Here is a 25,112-nt window from a genome sequence, read left to right as displayed (position 1 = left end):
ATTTTGATCTGCGTTTTGTCAGGGGCGGCCGAGTAAGTGACTCATCGCTGTCTTTAACTTCATTGGCCGCACGGGCTTATGCATCAACGTATGCCCCAACTCACGAATCTGCTGCTTCAACTCATTGCTGTAGTTGGCCGTAATCATCAACGCCGGGATCGCAGTGCCGCGCCGGGCGTTGATGCGGGCCACGGCGTCGACGCCGTTCTGGTCGTCGTCGAGGTGGTAGTCGGCGATCAGCAGGTCCGCCTCGGCATGGTAGTTGTCCACCTGCCGGGCCAGGTCCTGTTCCGACAAGGCGGTGGTCACCCGGCAACCCCAGCCTTCGAGCAAGGTGCGCATGCCCGCGCAGATCGCCGCGTCGTTATCCAGCACCCACACCCGCGCGCCCTGCAAACGTTCCAGCAGCGCTTCGCTCATGCACGGCATCGGCAGCGACTTGGGCGCGGTGGCGCTGAGCGGCACTTCCACGCTAAACATCGAGCCCTTGCCCGGCCAGGATTTGACACTGATGCGATGGCCAAGGATTCCGGCGATTTTCTCGACGATGGCCAGGCCCAGGCCCAGCCCGCGATCCTGGTCCGGGCGCTGGACGTCACCGCGCTTGAACTCCTGGAAAATCTCCTCCAGGCGTTCCTCGGCAATGCCCATGCCGCTGTCCCACACCTGGATCAGCAAACGCTGCTGCTGGCGTCGGCAGCCCAGCACCACACGGCCCTGGTAGGTGTAGCGCAACGCGTTGCTAAGCAGGTTGCGCAGGATTCGTGCGAGCAGCTGGATGTCGCTGCGCACCAGCGCCGAGCAGCCGACAAAGTGCAGCTCCAGACCTTCGGCGCGGGCCAGTTCGGTGTATTCGGCGGCGAGGTTTTCCAGCAGTTCGCTGAGGGCGAACGGCGCCATGTCGGCCTTGATCACCCCGGCGTCGAGCTTGGAAATATCCACCAGGGTGCCCAGCAGGTTTTCCACGTCTTCCAGGGAGTTGCTCACGTTGCGCACCAGGGTTTCACTGGGGCGCTCCAGCAGTGCGCTGGTAAACAGGCGTGCGGCGTTGAGCGGTTGCAGCAAGTCATGGCTGACGGCGGCGAGGAACTTGGTTTTCGACAGGTTGGCCTTTTCCGCCTCTTGCTTGGCTTCGCGCAGGCGGGTTTCCATGCGTCGGCGCTCGTCGATTTCCTGCAACAACTGATCGTTGAGCGCAGTCAGTTCCGAGGTGCGCTGGGCCACGCGCTGCTCCAGGTGTTGATAGGCCTGGTGCAGGGCCTCGGCGGTGCGGCGGCGCTCGGTAATGTCGCGGATCAGCACGAAGATCCCCACCACCTCGCCACTGGCGAGCAGGTTGGGCACGTAGGAGCGCAGCATGTAGCGCTCCTGGTTGTTGATGTTGGTTTCGGCGAATTCGAACGTCACGCTCTCACCCGCCAGGGCGCGGGCGACGTAAGCGTCGAGGCGCTGGCAGTGCTGCTCGCTGTGCACTTCGCGCAGGCTCTGGCCGAGCATCATGCCGCGCGGCCAGCAGTACCATTCTTCGTAGACTTTGTTGGTGAACTCGTAGACCAGGTCGGCGTTGAGGTAGCCGATCAGCGCCGGCACGTTGTCGGTGATCAGACGAATCCAGCGTTCACTTTCCTGGGCTTTTTGCGCCGCGGCCTGCTCGCCGCGCAGGGTTTCGGCGCGCAGCCGCGCGTTGATCAACAGGTGGTTGCTGGCCTTGAGTTCGGCCATCGCCTGGTTCAGCGCGTCGGTGCGTTCGCGCACCTGTTCGGCAAGCACCACCGAATGCTGGAACGTGGTGTACGGGTTGTTGCCCTGGGTCATGCCGGATTCGATACGCTCGATCAGGGCCGCGTTGATCCGCGCCAATTTGTGATTGGCCTGTTGCAGCTGGGCGACCTGGGCGCGCAGTTCAGCGTCGGCCACGGGCAATGGCGACCCCGGTGAAGGTCTGGTTGATGTGCATGCCATTGAACTGTTCTCCGTAGGTATTGAAGCCCAGCACCCGTCTCTCGCGCAGGTAATTGCCGATGTGTTCGAGGTCGCCGTTGTCTTCCAACTCCATGCGGCGCAGGAAGCAGTCGCAGCCGATGGTCAGCAGCAGGTCGCCGAGGCGCGTGTGCAGGCCGTCGAACAGGCTTTGCAGGTTCGGCAGGATCGGCCCGGGCCGCATCACGGTGAGCACGATGCCGTTTTCCACCGCACAGTAGAAACTCAGGCTGAGGTCTTCGTGCACTTGCTGGATAGCGCGCACGTAGTACTGGTCGTGGATACGCACTGCCAACGGGTGAGCGGCGAAGACGCGGTGGTCGAGGTCGGCCACGGCTACGCCGATGTGCCTGGCGTATTCTTCGGCGGCCGGTTCGGCGTTGAGTTCGAACACCCGGCGTGACGGGCTGTCGGCGCCGGTCACCACCAGCTTTTCGGTGCGCGGCAGGATATGGTGGGTGGTGAATACCTCGAAATCCAGCCAGGTATTGACCAGCACCACCACCGCCGCGCCGCTGTGGAACACACCATTGAAGTACACGTGGGTGTGGGTGAGGAAGTTGTCGTCGCCGGCCGAACCGCCGAAGTGCGGGATGTCGCCCAGGGCCGCGCTGAGGGCGGCGAGGACCATTTCTTCCCGGCTCGACAGCCCGTCGAGCAAGGTCAGCGCGAAGGTGTTGCCCTTGATCGGCGCCAGGGTGTTGCTGCGACAGCCGCCGACCAGGCGTTCGACCATGTCCTGGGCACCGATCAGGCTGAAGTGCTCGACTTGATCGATCAGCTCGGTGGCGATGGAAAAGTGCGCGTGGTTGAAGCCCATCGCGGTGATGCAATTGCGTCCGTAACCCTGGGGTGTGATCTCGCCGGCACTGGTGCAGCCGACCACGCGCACCTTGCCGAAGCACTGTTGCAGCGCTTGGCCAAGGGCCTGCAGGTCATAGGACGCAGAGCAGAAAAACAGCACAAAACCCAGGTACGGGTGCAGCAACTGCCGGGCCAACTCTTCGGCGGCCTGCCCGGCATCGGTGGCCTGGGACATGGCACTGACTACGCCTTCACTGTTGTGCATCGTTGGTTCCCCCTCTAAGGCGTCAGTGTACGAAGGCCGAGGGGTGGGCCCTATGCTACTTGGGTACTGGGTGGGGGGATGCGTTGGGATGAGACTCTGATAAACACTGGAGACTAAAATGTGGGAGCGGGCTTGCTCGCGAAAGCGGTGGATCAGCCAATGAATCTGTTGACTGACACTCCGTCTTCGCGAGCAAGCCCGCTCCCACATTTATGACTGCGTTACCAAGTCAAGACAGCACCTACGGCGAAGGTATCGGTGTCTTCATTCTGCGCATTGGTGTCATGCCCCTTGATCTGGAATTGGTTGTACTCCGCCACCAGCTTCAGGTTGGCATTCACGTCATGGAACAGCGCAATCCCACGGGTTTCATAATCCGCGCCGCTGCCGACCACGCCGTTGCCGTCGTCCTTGGTCTTGCCATAGGACAGCGCCAGGCGGTTCTTGCCCAGTTTGTACGAGCCCTGCACCAGGTAGCCGTTGCTGTCGACATTACGCAACGTCGCCTCCCCGGCGTTGTTGGTGAAGAACGGGTTGATGCCCTTGGCCTGGAACCCCGAGCCGGTCAGCGACAAGCCGCCCATCTTGGCCTGCACGCCGTAGCCAAGGCCCTTGGAGGTGACGCTGGCGACGTTGGAGTCGGTGTTGTCGGAAGTCTGGTAGCTGCCGTTGAGCCAGCTGTAGATCTTCGCGCCGCCAACGTCGAACTGGTAGGTGATCTCGCTCTCGGTGCGCGGGTTCTTCTGGTAGGCCTTGCCCAGGGCACTGCTGTCGTTGGTGTCGACCGGGTCGAGGATGCCGACGGCGACGCGCAGGCCATCCATCACCGGGGTGCGGTAGGTGATCTGCGAGCTCGGGAACGGGTACGGGTAGCCACTGCCGATGTTGCCGAACGACACGCCACCGCCGTCCACCAGGCCGAGGCTGTCGCTGACCTGGCCGTAACCGGCGAGCAACTCATCGAGCAGGATGTTGGAGCGGGCGAACAGGCCGAAGTCCTTGCCGATCAGCACTTCGCCCCACTCCGGGTTGGCCACGGTGCCGTAGAACTGGCGCACGTCGATGGCGGTGTCGGTGCCGTTGGTTTCGCTGTCGTTGATGGTCACCCAGAACGAAGCGCGGGCGCCGAGCTTGAGGTCGTCGACCTGCTTGCTCATGTTGAAGCCCAGGTAGTTGGGCAAGAAGCCCATCTTCACGCGGGCCTGGCGGCGGTCGTACTTGTCACCCGCGCGGTCGACGTCGCTGTTGACGTAGAAGGCGTTGATGTAGCCGTCGGTGGAAAAGGTGGTTTCGTCCTTGTCGTACAGCATGATTTCGGCGTTGGCCAATGGGCTCAGGCCGAGGCCAACGATGAAGGCAGGCAACAGACGCAGGGGGACATTCTTATTGTTATGCATGGCGCGCTCCGCAACGGGGACTTGATGTCGGAGGCGATTATCGAAACCCCGCAAGCCACGGCCTACGCTGCCTTGGCCTTGGTTTGCGGGTGCTTTGGGCGGGCCGCGGGTGCCCGGCAAGTTCGGCGTAAGCCAGGCCCGGCACTTAGTGCGTAAGACCGGCCTTGATCAACATGCCGACCGCCACCAGTACACAGAGGCCGGCAAACCCGACCTGCAAGGTGCGCGCAGGAATCACCGAGCACAGGCGCCGGCCGGCGAGCATGCCGACGATGCTCGCGCCGATAAACACCCAGCCCACCGATTCGATCCGCACCCCGGCATGGAATGAGCCCGCCACGCCGATCAACGAGATCAGGCTGATCACCATCAACGAGGTGGCGACGATGCCGCGCATCTGTACATCGGTGAGCTGCTTGAACGCGGGCACGATCAGGAAGCCGCCACCGACGCCGAGCAGCCCGGAGACAGCGCCGGTCACCGCGCCCAACGCCGCCAGGGTCGCACTGCATTTGGCGGTCCAGGCCAGGCGTCCGGTCTGCTGGTTGAGCATGCAGTTTTTCTGGCCCCAGGACGCGGTGCCGTGATCACTCGGCCCGGCCTCGGTTTTTTCGCGCTGCAACATGCGCCAGGCCACCAGCACCATCAGTGCGCTGAACAGGCCCATCAGCACGGCTTCCGGCAGTTGATGGGCGAGGAACACACCCACCGGCGAAAACAACGCGCCCAACAAGGCAATCAGCAGCGCGGCGCGGTAGCGCACCAGGCCGTGGCGCAGACCGTCGATCGCCCCCACCGCCGCCGCCGCGCCCACCGCGAGCAACGACACCGGCGCGGCCTGGGTCATGCTCAGGCCCAACCCCAGCACCAGCGCCGGCACCCCGAGGATGCCGCCGCCCGCGCCGGTCAGGCCCATGACCAGGCCCATCAATAATCCCAACACCGTGGCGAGCAGCATTCAGTCCACCTTGCTCAGACGGGTCAGCCATTCACGGCCCTTGAGCATGCCGTTCCAGTAGAACCACGGCAGCAACGTGGCCTTGAGCAACCACATCGAACGGCGCGCACGGGTCGGGTCCAGGGCAAAGGTCGGCAACAGCTTGCCGCCGTAGCCGAACTCGGCGAGCACCACCTTGCCCTTCTCCACCGTCAACGGGCACGAACCATAGCCGTCGTACTTGAGCGGCAGCGGCGCCTGTTGACGCAGGGCCAGCAGGTTCTCGGCCACCACCACGATCTGCTTGCGCACCGCCGCAGCGGTCTTGGCGTTGCTGGTGGAGCACACGTCACCGAGGCCGAAGATATGCGGGTAACGCAGGTGTTGCAGGCTGTGGGGGTGCACTTCGCACCAGCCGGCGGCGTCGGCCAGCGGGCTTTGGCGGATAAAATCCGGGGCGACTTGGGGCGGGACCACGTGCAACAGGTCGAAGAATCGTTCTTCCACCGTGACGGTGCCGTCAGCGTCGTGCACCTCGAACCAGGCTTTGCGGGCCGGCCCGTCGACCTTGATCAGGTTGGACCTGAAGTTCAGGCGGGCGTTGTATTTCTCCACGTACTTCATCAGCGGCGGCACGAACGTCGGCACGCCGAACAGCGCCATGCCGGCGAGGTTGAATTCGACGTCGATGTTGTTCAGGTCGCCCTGCCTGAGCCAGTGATCACAGGACAGGTACATGGCCTTCTGCGGCGCGCCGGCGCATTTGATCGGCATGGCGGGCTGGGTAAAGATCGCCTTGCCGCCCTTGAGTTGCTGCACCAGTTGCCAGGTGTAGGCCGCGTGTTCGTAGCTGTAGTTGGACGTGACGCCGTTGTGCCCGAGGGTCGCTTGCAACCCTTCGATTTGCTCCCAGGCCAGGCGCAGGCCGGGGCACACGATCAAGTTTTGCCAGCTGACGCGCTGGCCGCTGTCGAGGACCAGGGTGCGCTCGTTTGGCAGCAGTTCACTGACGGCAGCCTGAATCCAGGCAACGCCATTGGGCAACACATCGGCCAGGGGCCGGCGGGTCTTGCGCACGTCGTAGGCACCGCCGCCCACCAGGGTCCAGGCGGGTTGGTAGCAGTGATAATCGTTGGGTTCGATCAGGGTGATGTTCAGGTGGGGGTCGCGCTTGAGCAGGCTGGCCAGCAGGCCGATGCCTGCCGAGCCGCCGCCGATGACTACGATATCGCCACTGATGGTCGGTCCCCAGTGTTGGTCGGTCATGGTCTATTGCCTTTTTTTATTCAATGCACACAAGGGGCGCTGCCGGATGGCGTCACGCCCAACTTTTGATGACCGCGCCGCAGTACAGGCCGGACAGGGTCTTCATCACTTGGATCACTTCGTGACTGGCCAGCCCGTAGTAGATGTACTTGCCTTCGCGGCGGGTGGCGACCAACCCTTCATCACGCAGGATGCCCAACTGCTGCGACAGTGTGGGCTGACGCACGCCGGTCATGGTTTCCAACTCGCCGACATTGCGTTCGCCCTGGGTCAACTGGCAGAGGATCAGCAGGCGGTCCTCATTGGCCAGCGCCTTGAGCAATGAACAGGCCTTGGACGCCGATGCGCGCAACTGGGCGACTTCGCCTTCACTCAGAGTAGATTCCATTTGCCTCGGGTCCTTTGCGTCACTTAAGCTCAAAACATTATGTGAAAACGTAAACTGATTGTAACCACTTTTTTCTCCACCGGGGACAGCCGCCATGCCAGCGTTGATTCAAGCCTTTCTGGACGAGGCATCGTCGACCTACACCTACGTCGTCTATGAACACCACGGCAGCCCGTGTGCCATCGTCGACTCAGTACTCAATTACGACCCGGCATCGGGGCGTACCGATACCACCCAGGCCGACAAGGTCATCGCCTTCGTGCGCGAGCAGGGCTTGCACGTGCAATGGCTGCTGGAAACCCACGCCCACGCCGACCACCTGTCAGCTGCGCCTTACCTGCGGCGCACCCTGGGCGGCAAGATCGCCATCGGCCAGTGCATCAGCACCGTGCAGGGTGTGTTCAAGAACCTGTTCAACCTGGAGCCGGAGTTTCGCGCCGATGGCTCGCAGTTCGATCATCTGTTTGCGCCGGATGAGGTGTTTCATATCGGCAACCTCACGGCCCAGGCCCTGCACGTGCCGGGGCATACGCCGGCGGACATGGCCTACCTGATCGATGGCCGGCTGATCCTGGTGGGCGACACGCTATTCATGCCCGACGTCGGCACCGCCCGCTGCGACTTTCCCGGCGGCGATGCGCGGCAGTTGTATGGGTCGATGCGCAAGTTGCTGAGCTTTCCCTTGGAAACTGAACTGTACGTCTGTCATGACTACCCACCGCAGGGCCGCGCGGCGAAATGCCTGACGACCGTGGCGGAACAACGGGCCGGGAATATTCATGTGCATGACGGGGTGGATGAGGCGCAGTTTGTGGCGATGCGCACCCAACGCGATGCAGGCCTGGGCATGCCGACCCTACTGCTGCCGGCGATCCAGGTGAATGTACGGGCGGGGAATATGCCGCCGGCGGAAGACAATGGGGTGGTGTATCTGAAGATTCCGCTCAACCAGCTCTGAATCGATGTCACTCAAAGTACGACGACTTGGAGGGGGCAAGCCCCGACCACAGTTCGTCGACGTGCTTGAAGCCCCACTCTTCGGCATTTTCCCGGCCGACAATCTTGTCGCTTTGTTCGGCCAGGTTCACCACAACCTGGGGAATCGGCAAGCGTGACCGTGCAGAGAAAAACACCTTGACCCTGGGGGTGAGTAGCGATTTCGGGCTTTGTTCGACCACCACGCCAATGCGCCCACTCTCCAGGCGCACCAAGGCGCCGACGGGATAAATCCCCACGCAGCGCACAAACGCCTGGAACACCTGATCATCGAAATGACCTTTCCACTCCGCCATTTTCCGGATCGCGTCGGCGGGCCCCCAGCCGCGCTTGTAAGGGCGCTCCGAGGTGATCGCATCGTAGACGTCGCATACCGCCCCCATCTGGGCGAACAGGCTGATCTGCTCTTGCACCAAGCCACTGGGATAACCGCTGCCGTCAGATTTTTCGTGGTGATGCAGGCACACATCCAGCACCAAGGCACTGATCTGCGGGCACAGACGCAGCAACCGGGCGCCTTCCACCGGGTGCTGGCGGACGGTGTGAAACTCCACCTCGGTAAGCCCGGCCGGCTTGTTCAAAATCGCCTCGGGAATCATCATTTTCCCCACATCATGAAACAACCCCGCCAGCCCGGCTTCCTGGACCAGCTGCGCAGAGAGATCCAACTGCCGTGCCAGCGCGATCATCAAGCCACTGACCGCGACGGAATGCATGTAGGTGTATTCGTCGGCCTTTTTCAGCCGCACCAGGCTGAGCAAGGCATGGGGATGGCGCAGCATGGACTGCGAAATCTCTTCCACCAGGCCGGCCACATGATGCACATCCACCGCCCGCCCCATGCGCAGGTCGCTGAACATACTGACCACTGCACGTTTGGCGACCGCACACACCCTCACTGCGCGCGCGACCTCCGCCTTTGTCTCTGCCGGAGTCGGTTCCACCGGGCGCGTTTTGACCGGGCTGCTGAGCGTGACCTGGGCCGGGCGGGCGGGCGGCGGCGTGTCGCAGCCTTTTGCAGTGTCTATCCAGACCCGCTGGACCTGCGACGTCAACAAACGCTGCAGGTCGTCTTCGCAGTCCAATAAAAAGCTGCTCTTCCAGAACCCGTGGCCGATCCAAGGGCCATCCAGTTTATGAAGGTACATGCCCAGGCAGACCTGAGAACACGCAATGCATTTGAGCATCTATCACCCCCCCCAAGGCCTGACCCGCTACACGATCAACTCACGGCGAACTTCGCGACGATCTGCTTGAGGTCCACGGCGAGTCGGGACAGTTCCTGACTGGCCACCGACGTTTGCCCGGCCGCCGACGAACTCTGGATGGACAGGTCGCGGATGCTGATCAGGTTCTGATCGACGGACCGGGCAACATGGGCCTGCTCTTCCGAGGCCGTCGCAATCATCAGGTTGCGCTCGTTGATGTCGGTAATGGCCTGGGTGATCTGGGTAATGGCCACGCCGGCTTCATGGGCGACCTTCAGCGAATCCACCGCTTCGTTGCGATTGAGGACCATGGACGCCACCGCCTCGCTCGAACAGGCCTGGATTTTCGCAATCATCTGTTCGATTTCCTGGGTCGACGTTTGCGTTCTGTGGGCCAGCGCCCGCACTTCGTCGGCCACTACCGCAAAGCCCCGGCCCTGCTCGCCGGCCCTTGCCGCCTCAATCGCCGCGTTCAAGGCGAGCAGGTTGGTCTGCTCGGCGATGGAGCGAATCACTTCGACCACCCGGGCGATGTCCTGAGCCTGCTTGGCCAGGCCTTCGACTTCCACGCCGGTCTGCTGCACCGTGGCACTGAGTTTTTCGATCGAGGCGATGGTTTGCGTCACGCGCTCCTGGCCTACGCTTGCCGAGCGCTGGGAGTCTTGTGTCGACTGGGAAGCGGAGACCGCATTCCTCGCGACTTCCTCCACGGCCGCCGTCATCTCGTTGACCGCCGTCGCCGCCTGGTCGGTCTCCATGCTTTGGCGCTCGATGCCAGCGGTGGATTCACGGGTGATCGCACTCATTTCTTCCGCAGCCGAAGCCAACTGCCCGGATGCCTCCGAGATATGCTGCAAGGTGCTTTTCAGGTTCATTTGCATGGTGGCAGTCGAGCGTTGTAGCTCGGTCAGTTCGTCCTTGCCGCTGATGGCAATCGCCACGCGCAAATCACCGTCGGCGATTTTGCCGGTCGCGATCATCAGCTCACGCACCGGGCCAATGATGCTGCCGGCAAACAACCGTGCGACGACCACCGCGATCAATACCGAGCTGGCCATCAGCACCCAAGTGAACAAGCGGGCCGCATCGTGTTCGCTCGCCGCGACTTGCACGGCCGCCTTGGACCCCTGTTCATTGAGCACAATCAGGTCATTGATGGAGCCCTGCACTTCACGGGCGATAGGGCCGTTGACGTCGCGCAGGTACACCGACATTTGTTCCGGGGAAAACGTGGCGGCTTGCGCGAGGAATTCATCCATTTTCTGGCTGTAATTCTTGATCTCGCTGAGTGCGTCGTTGTACTTGGCTTGCTCCTCGGGGCTCGACACCATCGGCGCATAGCTTTCGGCAATCTGCAGTACTTCGGCGCGAACAGCCTTGAGTTTTTCCAGGGAGGCCGGGTCCTTGTCAGGGAACTCCATGGCGTAACGACGCAGATCCAGGCGAAGTTTGTAGAACGTGGAATCTATCTGGCCCGCCAGGCGAATACTGGGCAGCCAGTTACTTTCGATTTCAACCGTCGATGAATAAACCTTATCGACTTTTATCAGCGTCATCGCGCCCTGTATTAACAGCAGGAGACAAACCACACCGAAGCACAATGTGGTACGAAAGTTCAACTTCAAGGATCTCATGGACATCTTGGCTCACCCTTCCCCTTGGTCGCATGGGACACGACCTGACAGGTTTAACTTTGTTTAAAAGTATGTGAAAAAAGCGTGAGCCGTCATGCAATTTTTTATTAATTAGCGCGAATAAAAATGACCCATATCATTGCTTAGCTAAACATCAGATTAAACGCGACCGCCTTCTGCCGATATTCACACCATCAGGCCATCGCGCGGTAAAGGCAGCGCAGTTTTATAACGCACTTGTTTAAGGGCAAAACTGGAGCGGATATTCGCCACACCCGGCACTTTGGTCAAAAAGTCCATCATGAAGCGCTCCAGTGACTGGATCGTCGGTACCAGCACCCGGATCAGATAATCCGGGTCACCCGCCATCAGGTAGCACTCCATCACTTCCGGCCGATCCGAGATCGCGCCTTCAAACTGCTGCAACGCCAGTTCGTTCTGCTTCTCCAGGCTCACATGAATAAACACATTCACGTGCAGCCCCAACAAATCCGGGTCCAGCAGCGTGACCTGCTCGCGGATCAAGCCCAACTCTTCCATCGCCTTGACCCGGTTGAAACACGGCGTGGGCGACAGGTTGACCGAGCGGGCCAGGTCGGCGTTGGTGATGCGGGCGTTCTCCTGCAAGGCGTTGAGAATGCCGATATCGGTACGGTCCAGTTTGCGCATGAGACAAAATCACCTGTTTATTATGTTTATGCAGTTTTTTTATCCGCAAATGATCGCGAGCGCAACGAAACACAGATAAATATTCTCCCACGCCCCGCCTATGATTGTTGTAGGACAAGATTTCCCCTACCCGGGGTCTGACTGTCAGCTAGCGCGCCCACTACAAGAAATTCACAAGATAGAGCGTAGAAAGCCATGACCCAGCAGTACGAACCACTGCGCCTGCACGTTCCCGAACCCTCGGGCCGCCCAGGCTGCAAGACCGACTTCACGTACCTGCGCCTGACCGACGCCGGCACCGTGCGCAAACCCGCCATCGACGTAGAACCCGCCGACACCGCCGACCTGGCCAAGGGCCTGATCCGCGCGCTCGACGACCAGGGCCAGGCCCTCGGCCCGTGGGCCGAAGGCGTGCCAGTGGAGATCCTGCGCAAAGGCATGCGCGCCATGCTCAAGACGCGCATCTTCGACAACCGCATGGTGGTCGCCCAGCGTCAGAAAAAAATGTCGTTCTACATGCAGAGCCTTGGCGAAGAAGCCATCGGCAGCGCCCAGGCCCTGGCCTTGAACATCGACGACATGTGCTTCCCCACCTACCGCCAGCAAAGCATCCTGATGGCCCGCGAAGTGCCGCTGGTGGACCTGATCTGCCAACTGCTGTCCAACGAGCGCGATCCGCTCAAGGGCCGCCAGTTGCCGATCATGTACTCGGTCAAGGAATCCGGTTTCTTCACCATTTCCGGCAACCTCGCTACCCAATTCGTACAGGGCGTGGGCTGGGGCATGGCCTCGGCCATCAAGGGCGACACCAAGATTGCGTCCGCCTGGATCGGCGACGGCGCCACCGCCGAATCCGACTTCCACACCGCCCTCACCTTCGCCCACGTGTACCGCGCGCCGGTGATCCTCAACGTGGTCAACAACCAGTGGGCCATCTCCACCTTCCAGGCGATTGCCGGCGGTGAAGCCACCACCTTCGCCGGACGCGGCGTCGGTTGCGGCATCGCCTCCCTGCGCGTGGACGGCAACGACTTCATCGCGGTGTACGCCGCCTCCGCCTGGGCCGCCGAACGGGCGCGGCGCAACCTGGGGCCGACGCTGATCGAGTGGGTCACCTACCGTGCCGGTCCGCACTCCACCTCGGATGATCCGTCCAAATACCGCCCGGCCGACGACTGGAGCCACTTCCCCCTCGGCGATCCGATTGCCCGCCTCAAGCAGCACCTGATCAAGATTGGCCAGTGGTCCGAAGAGGAACACACCGCGGTCAGCGCGCAGCTGGAAGCCGAAGTCATCGCCGCGCAAAAAGAAGCCGAACAGTACGGCACCCTCGCCGGCGGCCAGATTCCAAGCGCCGCGACCATGTTCGAAGACGTCTATAAAGAGATGCCGGAGCACTTGAAGCGCCAGCGTCAAGAGTTGGGGGTCTGACATGAACGATCACAACAACAGTATCGAAGTGGAAACCGCCATGACCACCACCACCATGACCATGATCCAGGCGCTGCGCTCGGCCATGGATGTGATGCTCGAACGTGACGACAACGTGGTGGTGTTCGGCCAGGACGTCGGTTACTTCGGTGGCGTGTTCCGTTGCACCGAAGGTTTGCAGGGCAAGTACGGCAGCTCGCGGGTGTTTGACGCACCGATCTCCGAAAGCGGCATCATCGGCGTCGCAGTGGGCATGGGCGCCTACGGCCTGCGCCCGGTGGCCGAGATCCAGTTCGCCGACTACGTCTATCCCGCCACCGACCAGATCATCTCCGAGGCCGCGCGCCTGCGTTATCGCTCGGCCGGCCAGTTCACCGCGCCGCTGACCATGCGCATGCCTTGCGGCGGCGGCATCTACGGCGGCCAGACCCACAGCCAGAGCATCGAAGCGGTGTTCACCCAGGTCTGCGGCCTGCGCACGGTGATGCCGTCCAACCCCTATGACGCCAAGGGCCTGCTGATCGCCTCGATCGAAAACGACGACCCGGTGATCTTCCTCGAGCCCAAGCGCCTGTACAACGGCCCGTTCGACGGCCACCACGACCGTCCGGTGACGCCGTGGTCGAAACACCCGCAAGCGCAAGTGCCGGACGGTTACTACACCGTGCCGCTGGACGTGGCCGCCATCGTGCGTCCGGGTTCCGCCGTGACCGTGCTGACCTACGGCACCACCGTGTACGTGTCGCAAGTCGCCGCCGAAGAAACCGGCATCGACGCCGAAGTCATCGACCTGCGCAGCCTGTGGCCGCTGGACCTGGAGACCATCGTCAAGTCGGTGAAAAAGACCGGGCGTTGCGTGGTGGTGCACGAAGCCACCCGCACCTGCGGCTTTGGCGCCGAGCTGGTGGCGCTGGTGCAAGAGCATTGCTTCCACCACCTGGAAGCGCCGATCGAACGCGTCACCGGCTGGGACACCCCCTACCCGCACGCGCAAGAGTGGGCGTATTTCCCAGGGCCGTCCCGTGTGGGCGCGGCGTTGAAACGGGTCATGGAGGTCTGAATGGGCACGCACGTAATCAAGATGCCGGACATTGGCGAAGGCATCGCGGAAGTTGAACTGTCGGTGTGGCATGTGAAAGTCGGCGACATGGTGGTTGAAGACCAGGTGCTGGCGGATGTGATGACCGACAAGGCGATGGTGGATATTCCCTCGCCGGTGCACGGCAAGGTGATCGCCCTCGGCGGCGAGCCGGGTGAAGTCATGGCCGTGGGCAGTATCTTGATCAGCATTGAAGTGGAAGGCGCGGGCAATGCCAAGGACGCGCCGGTGATAAAGGAGGCGCCCAAAGCGGCGCCCGTGGCACCTGTGGTAGAAGCCAAGCCCGCGCCGGCTGCCGTTGTCAGCAAACCCGCGCCGGCACCTGTTTGCCGTGCAGCCGACGAACGTCCCCTGGCCTCCCCGGCCGTGCGCAAGCACGCATTGGACGCCGGGATTCAGTTGCGCCTGGTCCAGGGCACGGGCCCGGCCGGGCGAATCCTGCACGAAGACCTCGACGCCTACCTGCAACAAGGCACAGCGAAGGCTTCAGCCACCGCCAACCCCTATGCCGAACGCAACAGCGAAGAGCAGATCCCGGTGATCGGCATGCGCCGCAAGATTGCCCAGCGCATGCAGGACGCCACCCGCCGCGCCGCGCATTTCAGCTACGTGGAAGAAATCGACGTGACCGCCCTCGACGAGCTGCGTGTGCACCTCAACGAAAAACACGGCGCCACACGCGGCAAGCTGACCCTGCTGCCATTCATCGTGCGTGCCATGGTTGTTGCGCTGCGCGATTTCCCGCAGATCAACGCGCGTTACGACGACGAAGCCCAGGTCATCACCCGCCTCGGCGCGGTGCATGTGGGCGTCGCCACCCAGAGCGACGTCGGCCTGATGGTGCCGGTGGTGCGTCACGCTGAAGCCCGCAGCCTGTGGGGCAACGCCGAGGAGATCGCGCGTTTGGCCACCGCCGCGCGCAATGGCAAGGCCAGCCGTGACGAGCTGTCCGGCTCGACGATCACCCTGACCAGCCTGGGCGCGTTGGGCGGCATCGTCAGCACGCCGGTGCTGAACCTGCCGGAAGTGGCCATCGTCGGCGTCAACCGAATCGTCGAGCGGCCGATGGTAATCAAGGGCCAGATCGTGGTGCGCAAAATGATGAACCTCTCCAGCTCCTTCGATCATCGCGTGGTCGATGGCATGGACGCGGCGCAATTCATCCAGGCCATTCGCGGCCTGCTCGAACAACCCGCCAGCCTGTTTTTGGAGTAAGTCATGCAAACGTTGAACACGACGCTGCTGATTATCGGCGGCGGCCCCGGCGGTTATGTGGCGGCGATTCGCGCCGGCCAACTGGGCATCCCGACCATCCTGGTAGAAGGCCAGGCGCTGGGGGGGACTTGCCTGAATATCGGCTGCATCCCGTCCAAGGCCTTGATCCATGTGGCCGAGCAATTCCAGCAAACCGTGCACCTCAGCCAAGGTTCGCCCCTGGGTATCGATGTGGATGTGCCGACGTTGGACATCCGCAAAAGCGTGGCATGGAAGGACGGCATTGTTGACCGCCTGACCACCGGCGTTGCCGCACTGCTCAAGAAACACAAAGTGCAGGTGATCCACGGCTGGGCCAGCGTGGTCGACGGCAAGACCGTCGATGTCGGCGACCAGCGCATCCGCTGCGAACACCTGCTGCTGGCCACCGGCTCGAAAAGCGTCAACCTGCCGATGCTGCCGATTGGCGGGCCGATCATCTCGTCCACCGAAGCCCTGGCACCGACCCGCGTGCCCAAGCGGCTGATCGTGGTGGGTGGCGGTTACATCGGCCTGGAACTGGGGATTGCCTACCGCAAGCTTGGTGCCGAGGTCAGTGTGGTCGAGGCGCAGGATCGTATCCTGCCGGCCTATGACGCCGAGCTGACGGCGCCGGTAAACGAATCCCTCAAGCAACTGGGGATGAAGCTTTACCTCAAGCACAGCGTCACCGGGTTTGCCGACGGCCGCCTGCAAGTGCGTGATCCGAACGGCGAGACCTTGTCACTGGGCACCGATCAGGTGCTGGTCGCCGTTGGTCGCAAACCCAACACCCAGGGCTGGAACCTTGAGGCGCTGGACCTGGAGATGAACGGCGCCGCGATCAAGATCGACCAGCACTGCCAGACCAGCATGCGCAACGTGTGGGCCATCGGTGATGTAAGCGGCGAGCCGATGCTGGCGCACCGGGCCATGGCCCAGGGCGAAATGGTCGCCGAACTGATCAGCGGCAAGCATCGCGAGTTCACCCCGGCAGCGATCCCGGCGGTGTGTTTTACCGACCCGGAACTGGTGGTGGTCGGCAAGACCCCGGATGAAGCCAAGGCCGCAGGCCTGGACTGCATCGTGTCGAGCTTCCCCTTCGCCGCCAATGGCCGGGCGATGACCCTGGAGTCGAAAACCGGCTTCGTGCGAGTGGTGGCACGTCGCGATAACCACCTGATCGTCGGCTGGCAAGCGGTTGGCGTCGGCGTGTCCGAGCTGTCCACCGCCTTTGGCCTGAGCCTGGAAATGGGCGCGCGCCTGGAGGATGTGGCGGGCACGATCCATGCCCACCCGACCCTGGGCGAGGCCGTGCAGGAAACGGCTTTGAGAGCCTTGGGGCACGCGTTGCACCTGTAGAACCGCAACCCCCTGTGGGAGCGGGCTTGCTCGCGAATGCGGTGGATCAGTCAATAAATCTGCTGACTGACACACCGCATTCGCGAGCAAGCCCGCTCCCACACCAAGCCAAGAATGAAGTATTGTTGCGCCCATTCAGAAAAAAACCGACTTGACCAAAGATAGAGGGTGTCATGGGTAACGAAAGCATCAATTGGGACAAGCTGGGTTTTGACTACATCAAGACCGACAAGCGGTTTCTCCAGGTCTGGAAAAACGGCGAATGGCAAGAAGGCACCCTGACCGACGACAACGTGCTGCACATCAGCGAGGGCTCCACTGCCCTGCACTATGGCCAGCAGTGCTTCGAAGGTCTCAAGGCCTACCGCTGCAAGGACGGTTCGATCAACCTGTTCCGCCCGGACCAGAACGCCGCCCGTATGCAACGCAGCTGCGCCCGCCTGCTGATGCCGCATGTGCCGACCGACGTGTTCATCGACGCCTGCAAACAAGTGGTCGCGGCCAACGAGCGGTTCATCCCGCCGTACGGCAGCGGCGGCGCGCTGTACCTGCGCCCGTTCGTGATCGGCACCGGTGACAACATCGGCGTGCGCACCGCGCCGGAGTTCATCTTCTCGGTGTTCTGCATCCCGGTCGGCGCCTATTTCAAAGGCGGCCTGGTGCCCCACAACTTCCAGATTTCCACCTTCGACCGCGCCGCGCCACAAGGCACCGGTGCCGCCAAGGTCGGTGGCAACTACGCCGCCAGCCTGATGCCAGGTTCGGAAGCGAAGAAAGCCGGTTTCGCCGACGCGATCTACCTGGACCCGATGACCCACTCGAAAATCGAGGAAGTCGGTTCGGCCAACTTCTTCGGGATCACCCACGACAATAAGTTCATCACGCCGAAGTCGCCTTCGGTACTGCCAGGCATCACCCGCCTGTCGCTGATCGAACTGGCCAAGACCCGCCTGGGCCTGGAAGTGGTCGAGGGCGAAGTGTTCATCGACAAGCTGGACCAGTTCAAGGAAGCCGGCGCCTGTGGTACCGCAGCGGTGATCTCGCCGATCGGTGGTATCCATTACAACGGCAAGCTGCATGTGTTCCACAGCGAGACTGAAGTGGGTCCGATCACCCAGAAACTCTACAAAGAGCTGACCGGCGTGCAGACCGGCGATGTTGAGGCGCCAGAGGGTTGGATCGTCAAGGTCTGATCACTGCCCCAGCAACACCGCAGGACCAGTGTGGGAGCTGGCTTGCCTGCGATGGCGGTCTGTCAGTTACTGAATAAATTGACTGACCCACCGCCATCGCAGGCAAGCCAGCTCCCACAATTGTTTTCAGTGCTCTCAAGATTGAGTAGGGATATTCTGCGTAAGCTTCTTGCCCATGCTGATCCGCGGCTCCACCCCATACCCCAACGCCTCGTAGAATCCCGTCACCGCCTCGTTTCCGCCGGATATCTGCAGGTTGATCTTCATGCAACCCAGCGCCGTCAACGCCTGTTCCGCATGGCGCACCAGCGAAGACCCCAGGCCATGCCGCCGATAATCGGCATGCACCGCCACTGAATACAGCCAGCCACGATGGCCGTCGTAACCGGCAAGAATCGTCCCGATCACGGCCTTCTTATCCGTGGCCACAAAAAACAGCCCGTCGTTGACCGCCAGCTTCTTATCGATCGCCAGGGTCGGCAGGTTGTGCGCCGTGTCATACCCAAATGCCTCCTGCCACAAAGCCACCACCTGCGCCCGGTGCTGGCGGTCGCGATACGGCCCGATGGGGTGGCGCGACAGCAGCGTCTTTTCCATTACCAGCGTCCGCTCGTTGCCGTGATAGACATCGCGCACGGTGTGAAAACCCAGCTTGGTATAGAACGGCTCGGCCGTCAGTGAAGACGGCACGTTCAATACCGTCACCCCGGCTTCTCGGGCGCGCCGTTCGATCTCACTCATCAACAACCGGCCAATCCCCTGCCCCTGCAGCGCCGGGTTGACGAACACCGAGCGCACCACGTTGGCATCCAGCGCCGCCGTGGCGACGATGACGTCGTCCTGCACCGCCACCAGCACCACCCGGCGCGTCAGCAAGGCCAGTACCGCATCGGGGGTGAAGTTGCTCGCAACCCGGGCGATCACGTCTGCCGGGTAATCCTTCGCGTTGCTGCTGTGCAGGGCAGCCAGGATGACCTGGCTGATGCCCTCGGCATCGGCGGGTTGGGCGAGACGAACGGCGGTAGGCATGATTCCTCCTGGCTGACGGCGTTTTAGCAAACGCCACAATACCAATGTGGGAGCGGGCTTGCTCGCGAATGCGGTGGATCAGCCAGCTCATCTGTTACTGACACACCGCATTCGCGAGCAAGCCCGCTCCCACATTTTTGATTGCATTCCACAGCCGGCAGCCGATTCGGTCGCGCCACCCACAGTTTCAGCTTTCCCGGCTGAGCCGCCCCCTCGTTTCAGCCGGGATTCATCCCGCACAACCCACAAAATAGTCCCACAGCTCAACCTCATGGATTCGTGCACCCATGCAAACCACCAACACCGTCTTGATGATTCGCCCGGCGCGCTTTGCCTTCAACCCGGACACCGCGATCAACAACCGTTTCCAACGCCAGCCCGTCGACCCACTGAGTGCACAGCAGAAAGCGCTGGAAGAGTTCGACGGCTATGTCGACACCCTGCGCCAGCACGGCGTCGAAGTGCTGGTGGTGCAGGACACCCCGGCGCCCCACACCCCCGACTCGATCTTCCCCAACAACTGGTGGAGCAGCCACGCCGACGGCAGCCTGGTGCTGTACCCGATGGAAGGCCAGAACCGCCGACTGGAACGCAACAAAGGCGTGCTGCAAGTGCTGGAACAACGCTTTGCGATCAACAGCACCATCGACCTCAGCCACCTGGAACAACAGAACATCTTTCTCGAAGGCACCGGCAGCATGGTGCTCGACCGTCAGCACCGCATCAGCTACGCCTGCCACTCCGGGCGCACCCATCACGACGCCCTGCGCCAGTTCGCCGAGCGCCTCGACTACCAGCTCTGCGTATTCCACGCCGTCGACCGCCACCACGCGCCGATCTACCACAGCAACGTGATGATGAGCGTCGGCCGCGACCTCTCGGTGGTGTGCCTGCAAGCCCTGCCGGATGCCGACGAACGCCTGGCCCTGGAACGCTCGCTGCGCGACACCGGCAAGGACATCCTCGCCCTCGACTTCGACCAGCTCGAAGCCTTCGCCGGCAACATGCTCGAAGTCCACGACCGCGACGGCCAACCGCTGCTGGTGATGTCGGCCAGCGCCTGGGGTGCCCTGCAACCGGCGCAGCGTGCGCATGTGGAACGCCACACCCGGCCGGTGGTGGTGAATATCGACAACATCGAACGCATCGGCGGCGGCAGTGCCCGCTGCATGCTGGCGGAAGTGCACCTGCCAGCCCGTCCCTCATTTCAATAAGGAGTCTTGCCATGACCCGTTACATCGACGTCAACGACCTCAGCTACCTGGTGTCGCAAAAAGGCCTGCAAACCTGCATCAGCGAGATGGCCGAGTACATCCGCGCCGACTACCTGCGCTGGCAGGACTTCGAAAAGTGTGCACGCCTGGCCAACCATTCGCCGGACGGTGTGATCGAGTTGATGCCGGTGTCGGATGCCTCGCTGTACGCCTTCAAGTACGTCAACGGCCACCCGAAAAACACCCAGGCCGGCATGCTCACCGTGATGGCCTTCGGCGCCCTGGGCGATGTAGACACTGGCAAACCGGTGCTGCTGGCGGAAATGACCCTGACCACCGCGATCCGCACCGCCGCCACGTCGGCGCTGGTGGCGCGCTACCTGGCACGGGACAACAGCCGCAGCATGGCACTGATCGGCAACGGCTCGCAGAGTGAATTCCAGGCCCTGGCCTTCCACGCCATGCTCGGCATCAATGAAATCCGCCTGTTCGACATCGACGCCAAGGCCACCGCCAAGCTGGCGGCCAACCTCAAGGCGTTCCCGGCAATCAAGGTGATCCTGGCCAGCAGCGTGGCTGACGCAGTGAAAGGCGCGGACATCGTCACCACCGTCACTGCCGACAAGGCCTACGCGACCATCCTGACCGACGACATGATCGAACCGGGCATGCACCTCAACGCCGTCGGCGGTGACTGCCCCGGCAAGACCGAGCTGGACCGACGTATCGTCGAGCGTGCCCGCGTGATCGTCGAGTACGAGCCGCAAAGCCGTATCGAAGGTGAAATCCAGCACATGCCGGAAGATTCGCCGGTGACCGAGCTGTGGCAAGTGATCAACGGGCAAAAACCTGGCCGCGAAAACCCACGCCAGGTCACTTTGTTCGACTCGGTGGGTTTTGCCATCGAAGACTACTCGGCGCTGCGCTACGTGCTGGATGTGGCCACAGCCCTGGACGTGGGCAGCACCCTTGAACTGGTGCCGGACCTGGCCGACCCGAAAGACCTGTTTGCGCGTCTGGCCCAGCCGGTCGCACAGCAGAAAAAGCGCGCCTGAGACCGCTCTGGCCTGCCGCTTTGCACCGAGGGCGGGCCAGTTTTTAAGGGATGAAAAGCCGATTCAGCGGGTGTCACAGCCGATTCCGCTGCATTGCCTGTTTTAACAGCGCAATTCGCGCTTTATGCGAGGGGTAAACGACACAAAAAACGCACCACCTTGAAGCATTCTCTCCGCCAACAAGAACGATTTGTTTCAACTCATTTACTGCCCTGACATCAATTACAAAATATAGGGACTACACCATGACTCCACTGCGATCACTCTTCGCTGCGTTGCTGTTGCCACTGTGCGCCACCGCCGCCCACGCCCAGGAGTGGAAAGAAATCCGCTTCGGCGTCTTCCCCGAATACCCGCCCTTCGAATCCGTGGCCGCCGACGGCAGCCTGCAAGGTTTCGACATCGATCTGGGCAACGCCATCTGCGCCAAGCTCGAAGTCAAATGCACCTGGGTGCACAACGAATTCGACGGCATGATCCCGGCCCTGCGTGCGCGCAAGTTCGACGCCATCATGTCGTCCATGGCCGTGACCCCGGCCCGCGAAAAAATCATCGACTTCACTGACCGCCTGTTCCTCAGCCCGACCTCGGTGATCACCCGCAAGAGCGCCGACTTCGGCGACACCCCCGAGTCGTTGAAAGGCAAGCAAGTCGGCGTGCTGCAAGGTTCGCTGCAAGAGGCCTACGCCCGTGCACACCTGGCCAAGCTCGGCGCGCAGATCAAGGCGTATCAGTCCCAGGACCAGAACTATGCCGACCTGCAGAACGGCCGCCTTGATGCGACCCTGACCGACAAGCTCGAAGCCCAACTCAACTTCCTGTCCAAGCCGGAAGGCGCCGACTTCAAGACCGGCCCGGCGTTCAAAGACCCCACCCTGCCGCTGGACATCGCCATGGGCCTGCGCAAGAACGACCAGGAATTGCGCGCGCTGATCAACAAAGGCATCGCGGCGGTGCAAGCGGATGGCACCTACGCACAGATCCAGAAGAAATACTTCGGCGATCAGGACATCTACAACGAGTAAGCCAACACCGACCCTGTGGGAGCGGGCTTGCTCGCGAAGGCGATGTGCCAGACACACATCCAGTGACTGACACTCCGTCTTCGCGAGCAAGCCCGCTCCCACAGGGGGATATCTGTGCCCTTCAGAGATACTCCCTCCATGAACGAATTCCTAAACTTGCAAGGCTACGGCCCCATGCTCGCCCAAGGCGCGTGGATGACGCTCAAGCTGGCGTTCCTCGCCCTGGCCCTCAGCCTCGTCCTGGGCCTGATCGCCGCTGGTGCCAAGCTGTCCAGCGTCAGATGGCTACGGGTGCCGGCCACGCTGTACACCACGCTGATCCGCAGCGTGCCGGACCTGGTGCTGATCCTGCTGATCTTCTACAGCCTGCAACTGTGGCTCAACGACCTGAGCGAAATGGCCGGCTGGGATTACTTTGAAATCGACCCGTTTACCGCCGGGGTGGTGACCCTGGGCTTTATCTACGGCGCGTATTTCACCGAGAACTTCCGCGGCGCGATCCTCAGCGTACCCGTCGGCCAACTGGAAGCGGCCACCGCCTACGGCCTGAGTCGCTGGCAGCGCTTCCATCTGGTGCTGTTCCCGCAACTGATGCGCTTTGCCCTGCCGGGCCTGGGCAATAACTGGCTGGTGCTGCTCAAGTCCACCGCGCTGGTATCGATCATCGGCCTGTCGGATCTGGTCAAGGCCGCGCAAAACGCCGGCAAGACCACCAACGAGCCGTTGTATTTCCTGATCCTCGCGGGCCTGGTCTATCTGGTGATCACCACCCTGTCCAACCGCATCTTCAAGCGCCTCGAACGGCGCTACAACCTCGGCATCAAGGGGATGGCGCGATGATCGAACTGTTCCAGCAATACGGCCTGGCCTACCTGTTCAGCGATGGCGCGGGGTTGTCCGGCGTGGCCATGACCCTGTGGTTGTTCATCATCTCGGTGGTGTTCGGCTTTTGCCTGTCGATCCCCCTGGCGCTCGCGCGGGTCTCGGAGCACTTCTGGCTGCGCTGGCCGGTGGAGGTCTACACCTACCTGTTTCGCGGCACACCGCTGTATATCCAACTGCTGATTTGCTACACCGGGCTGTACAGCCTGGAGGTGGTGCAGGACAACGCGCTGCTCAACCAGTTTTTCCGCAATGCGCTGAACTGCACCCTGCTGGCGTTTGTGCTGAACACCTGCGCCTACACCGTGGAAATCTTCGCCGGGGCAATCCGCAATATTCCTCACGGCGAAATCGAAGCGGCCCGCGCCTACGGCCTGCACGGCTGGCGGCTGAACCTGTTCGTGGTGGTGCCAGCGGCCCTGCGCCGCGCATTGCCGGCCTACAGCAATGAAATGATCCTGATGCTGCACGCGACGTCCCTGGCGTTTACCGCCACCGTCGCCGACATCCTCAAGGTGGCCCGCGACGCCAATGCCGAGACGTTCCTCACGTTCCAGGCCTTTGGCATCGCCGCCCTGCTCTACATGCTGCTGTCCTTTGCACTGGTGGGCCTGTTCCGACTGGCCGAACGTCGCTGGATGCGTTTTCTTGTTCCTACCCGAGGCTAACCCATGAATCAGTCCGCGCAGGCCCTGGCCGCATACCCTCTGGATGTACCCGTGGCCAAAGCCGCCACCGCCGCCGTCAAGCTGCAAGTCGAAGGCATCCACAAACGCTATGGCGAACACGAGGTGCTCAAGGGCGTGTCCCTCAACGCCCGCAACGGCGACGTGATCAGCCTGATCGGCGCCAGCGGCTCGGGTAAAAGTACGATGCTGCGCTGCATCAACTTTCTCGAACAACCCGACGCCGGGGTCATCACGCTCGACGGCATCAGCATCGAAATGCAGCAAGGTCGCGCCGGCACCCGCGCGCCGCACCAGGCCCAACTGCAAAACCTGCGCACGCGCCTGGCCATGGTGTTCCAGCACTTCAACCTGTGGAGCCACATGACCGTGCTGGAAAACATCACCATGGCCCCACGCCGGGTACTGGGCGTCAGCGCCGCCGAGGCGGAAAAACGCGCGCGGATGTACCTGGACAAGGTCGGCCTGCCGGGCCGCGTGGCCGATCAGTACCCAGCCTTCCTGTCGGGCGGCCAGCAACAACGCGTGGCGATTGCCCGCGCCCTGGCCATGGAACCGGAGATCATCCTGTTCGATGAACCCACCTCGGCCCTCGACCCGGAACTTGTAGGAGAAGTCCTCAAAGTCATACAGACGTTGGCTGAGGAAGGTCGTACCATGCTGATGGTCACCCACGAAATGGGCTTTGCCCGCCAGGTGTCCAGCCAAGTGCTGTTCTTGCACCAGGGCCGTGTCGAGGAACAAGGCGGCGCCGAGATCCTTGACCACCCCAAGAGCGAACGCTTGCAGCAATTTCTTTCCAACCGTTTGAAGTGAAACCCATGGATACCAAGGCCAACGGACCCCATACCTCCCCTGCGCTGGATCGCATCGATGAAGCCATCATCGAAGTGCTGCGTCACCAGGGGCGCATCACCTACGAAAAGCTCTCGTCGCTGGTGCACCTCACGCCCAGGCCCTGCCTGGAACGGGTGCGCAAGCTGGAGCGACGCGGGGTGATTCGCGGGTACGGGGCGATCATCGATGTGCAGATGGTCTCGCCGGGGCTGTCACTGCTGGTGCTGGTGGCCTTGTCCAACCAAAGCGGGCGCTCGGCGCAGAAGGCGTTTGAAGCTTGCGTGAAAAACTGCCCGCAGGTATTCGAATGCCAGCTGATCAGCGGGCCGTTCGACTACAGCCTGCGCATGCGCTGCCGGGACATGGAGCATTACCGGGTGCTGACGGAGACCTGGTTGAACAATGACGAGTTGCATATCGATAAGTTGGTGGCGCATCCGGAGTTGGCCGTCGTCAAGAACACCGCCACAGAGCTGACCTGAAAGGCAACTCACCAAACACTGCATAACCCTTGTGGGAGCA

Annotated in this window: 23 protein-coding genes; 13 read left to right on the top strand and 10 right to left on the bottom strand. The window is 62.1% G+C overall.

Annotated elements, in window-relative coordinates; translation table 11 throughout:
* Positions 1-18: 18 nt before the first annotated feature.
* The 6 genes from LIY36_RS06945 to LIY36_RS06920 form a co-directional block, all read right to left on the bottom strand.
* Complete coding sequence (locus LIY36_RS06945; protein ID WP_192296696.1) at positions 19-1,962, bottom strand: PAS domain-containing hybrid sensor histidine kinase/response regulator; 1,944 nt, start codon at positions 1,960-1,962, stop codon at positions 19-21.
* A complete protein-coding gene (nosP, locus tag LIY36_RS06940; protein ID WP_192296697.1) occupies positions 1,904-3,049 on the bottom strand; it encodes a nitric oxide-sensing protein NosP in 1,146 nt (381 codons plus the stop codon). Before nosP ends, LIY36_RS06945 begins: the two co-directional genes overlap by 59 nt.
* Positions 3,050-3,270: 221 nt before the next feature.
* On the bottom strand, positions 3,271-4,446 hold the full coding sequence (locus tag LIY36_RS06935; RefSeq protein ID WP_192296698.1) for a porin: 1,176 nt from the start codon (positions 4,444-4,446) through the stop codon (positions 3,271-3,273).
* Between the two features lie 145 nt (positions 4,447-4,591).
* Positions 4,592-5,404 (bottom strand): sulfite exporter TauE/SafE family protein, encoded by an 813-nt coding sequence (locus tag LIY36_RS06930; protein ID WP_226455213.1) that lies wholly within the window; start codon positions 5,402-5,404, stop codon positions 4,592-4,594.
* Entirely contained in the window at positions 5,405-6,649 is a 1,245-nt protein-coding gene (locus LIY36_RS06925; protein WP_226455212.1) for an NAD(P)/FAD-dependent oxidoreductase, read from the bottom strand.
* Between the two features lie 52 nt (positions 6,650-6,701).
* On the bottom strand, positions 6,702-7,037 hold the full coding sequence (locus tag LIY36_RS06920; protein ID WP_071487178.1) for an ArsR/SmtB family transcription factor: 336 nt from the start codon (positions 7,035-7,037) through the stop codon (positions 6,702-6,704).
* A gap of 94 nt (positions 7,038-7,131) precedes the next feature.
* Between LIY36_RS06920 and LIY36_RS06915 the strand changes: the two genes are divergently transcribed.
* Complete coding sequence (locus LIY36_RS06915) at positions 7,132-7,995, top strand: MBL fold metallo-hydrolase (RefSeq protein WP_226455211.1); 864 nt, start codon at positions 7,132-7,134, stop codon at positions 7,993-7,995.
* Between the two features lie 7 nt (positions 7,996-8,002).
* Here LIY36_RS06915 and LIY36_RS06910 read toward each other — a convergent pair whose 3' ends face one another.
* The 3 genes from LIY36_RS06910 to bkdR form a co-directional block, all read right to left on the bottom strand.
* Positions 8,003-9,220: an HD-GYP domain-containing protein gene (locus LIY36_RS06910; protein WP_226455210.1), complete on the bottom strand. Its 1,218-nt coding sequence runs from the start codon at positions 9,218-9,220 to the stop codon at positions 8,003-8,005.
* 35 nt (positions 9,221-9,255) lie between these two features.
* Positions 9,256-10,881: a methyl-accepting chemotaxis protein gene (locus LIY36_RS06905; protein ID WP_226455209.1), complete on the bottom strand. Its 1,626-nt coding sequence runs from the start codon at positions 10,879-10,881 to the stop codon at positions 9,256-9,258.
* Between the two features lie 180 nt (positions 10,882-11,061).
* Positions 11,062-11,544: a Bkd operon transcriptional regulator BkdR gene (gene bkdR, locus LIY36_RS06900; RefSeq protein WP_192296704.1), complete on the bottom strand. Its 483-nt coding sequence runs from the start codon at positions 11,542-11,544 to the stop codon at positions 11,062-11,064.
* 195 nt (positions 11,545-11,739) lie between these two features.
* On the opposite strand from bkdR, the gene LIY36_RS06895 reads away from it, so the two are divergent.
* The 5 genes from LIY36_RS06895 to LIY36_RS06875 all read left to right on the top strand — a co-directional run bounded on the left by LIY36_RS06895 (position 11,740) and on the right by LIY36_RS06875 (position 17,862).
* Positions 11,740-12,975 (top strand): 3-methyl-2-oxobutanoate dehydrogenase (2-methylpropanoyl-transferring) subunit alpha, encoded by a 1,236-nt coding sequence (locus LIY36_RS06895; protein WP_226455208.1) that lies wholly within the window; start codon positions 11,740-11,742, stop codon positions 12,973-12,975.
* A 1-nt stretch (position 12,976) separates the two neighbouring features.
* On the top strand, positions 12,977-14,035 hold the full coding sequence (locus tag LIY36_RS06890) for an alpha-ketoacid dehydrogenase subunit beta (protein ID WP_192296706.1): 1,059 nt from the start codon (positions 12,977-12,979) through the stop codon (positions 14,033-14,035).
* Positions 14,036-15,289 carry a dihydrolipoamide acetyltransferase family protein gene (locus LIY36_RS06885; RefSeq protein WP_192296707.1) on the top strand — a complete coding sequence of 418 codons (1,254 nt, stop codon included), beginning with the start codon at positions 14,036-14,038 and terminating at the stop codon, positions 15,287-15,289.
* 3 nt (positions 15,290-15,292) lie between these two features.
* Positions 15,293-16,669 carry a dihydrolipoyl dehydrogenase gene (gene lpdA, locus LIY36_RS06880; protein WP_226455207.1) on the top strand — a complete coding sequence of 459 codons (1,377 nt, stop codon included), beginning with the start codon at positions 15,293-15,295 and terminating at the stop codon, positions 16,667-16,669.
* Between the two features lie 173 nt (positions 16,670-16,842).
* Positions 16,843-17,862 (top strand): branched-chain amino acid aminotransferase, encoded by a 1,020-nt coding sequence (locus LIY36_RS06875; RefSeq protein ID WP_226455206.1) that lies wholly within the window; start codon positions 16,843-16,845, stop codon positions 17,860-17,862.
* Positions 17,863-17,997: 135 nt separating this feature from the next.
* Here the strand turns inward: LIY36_RS06875 and LIY36_RS06870 are convergent, their stop codons facing one another.
* Entirely contained in the window at positions 17,998-18,891 is an 894-nt protein-coding gene (locus tag LIY36_RS06870) for a GNAT family acetyltransferase (RefSeq protein WP_226455205.1), read from the bottom strand.
* A gap of 287 nt (positions 18,892-19,178) precedes the next feature.
* Between LIY36_RS06870 and ctlX the strand changes: the two genes are divergently transcribed.
* The 7 genes from ctlX (at position 19,179) to LIY36_RS06835 (ending at position 25,072) form a co-directional block, all read left to right on the top strand.
* The gene (ctlX, locus tag LIY36_RS06865; RefSeq protein ID WP_226455204.1) at positions 19,179-20,105 is read left to right on the top strand and encodes a citrulline utilization hydrolase CtlX; all 927 of its coding nucleotides are present in this window, start codon (positions 19,179-19,181) and stop codon (positions 20,103-20,105) included.
* Positions 20,106-20,116: 11 nt separating this feature from the next.
* A complete protein-coding gene (locus LIY36_RS06860) occupies positions 20,117-21,160 on the top strand; it encodes an ornithine cyclodeaminase (protein ID WP_226455203.1) in 1,044 nt (347 codons plus the stop codon).
* A gap of 245 nt (positions 21,161-21,405) precedes the next feature.
* Positions 21,406-22,185 (top strand): ABC transporter substrate-binding protein, encoded by a 780-nt coding sequence (locus LIY36_RS06855; RefSeq protein ID WP_192296714.1) that lies wholly within the window; start codon positions 21,406-21,408, stop codon positions 22,183-22,185.
* A gap of 138 nt (positions 22,186-22,323) precedes the next feature.
* Positions 22,324-23,025, top strand: a complete 702-nt coding sequence (locus LIY36_RS06850; RefSeq protein ID WP_192296715.1) for an ABC transporter permease — start codon at positions 22,324-22,326, stop codon at positions 23,023-23,025.
* Positions 23,022-23,735 carry an ABC transporter permease gene (locus tag LIY36_RS06845; protein ID WP_192296716.1) on the top strand — a complete coding sequence of 238 codons (714 nt, stop codon included), beginning with the start codon at positions 23,022-23,024 and terminating at the stop codon, positions 23,733-23,735. The genes LIY36_RS06850 and LIY36_RS06845 overlap by 4 nt, the downstream gene beginning before the upstream one ends.
* Positions 23,736-23,738: 3 nt before the next feature.
* Positions 23,739-24,569: an ABC transporter ATP-binding protein gene (locus LIY36_RS06840; RefSeq protein ID WP_225595206.1), complete on the top strand. Its 831-nt coding sequence runs from the start codon at positions 23,739-23,741 to the stop codon at positions 24,567-24,569.
* Positions 24,570-24,574: 5 nt separating this feature from the next.
* Positions 24,575-25,072 carry an Lrp/AsnC family transcriptional regulator gene (locus LIY36_RS06835; protein WP_192296717.1) on the top strand — a complete coding sequence of 166 codons (498 nt, stop codon included), beginning with the start codon at positions 24,575-24,577 and terminating at the stop codon, positions 25,070-25,072.
* Positions 25,073-25,112: the final 40 nt, after the last annotated feature.

It is taken from the genome of Pseudomonas sp. AF03-9, assembly GCF_020515815.1.
GTDB lineage: Bacteria > Pseudomonadota > Gammaproteobacteria > Pseudomonadales > Pseudomonadaceae > Aquipseudomonas.
Note: the sequence above shows the minus strand (reverse complement) of the source record. Positions and strands in the feature narration are given on the sequence as shown.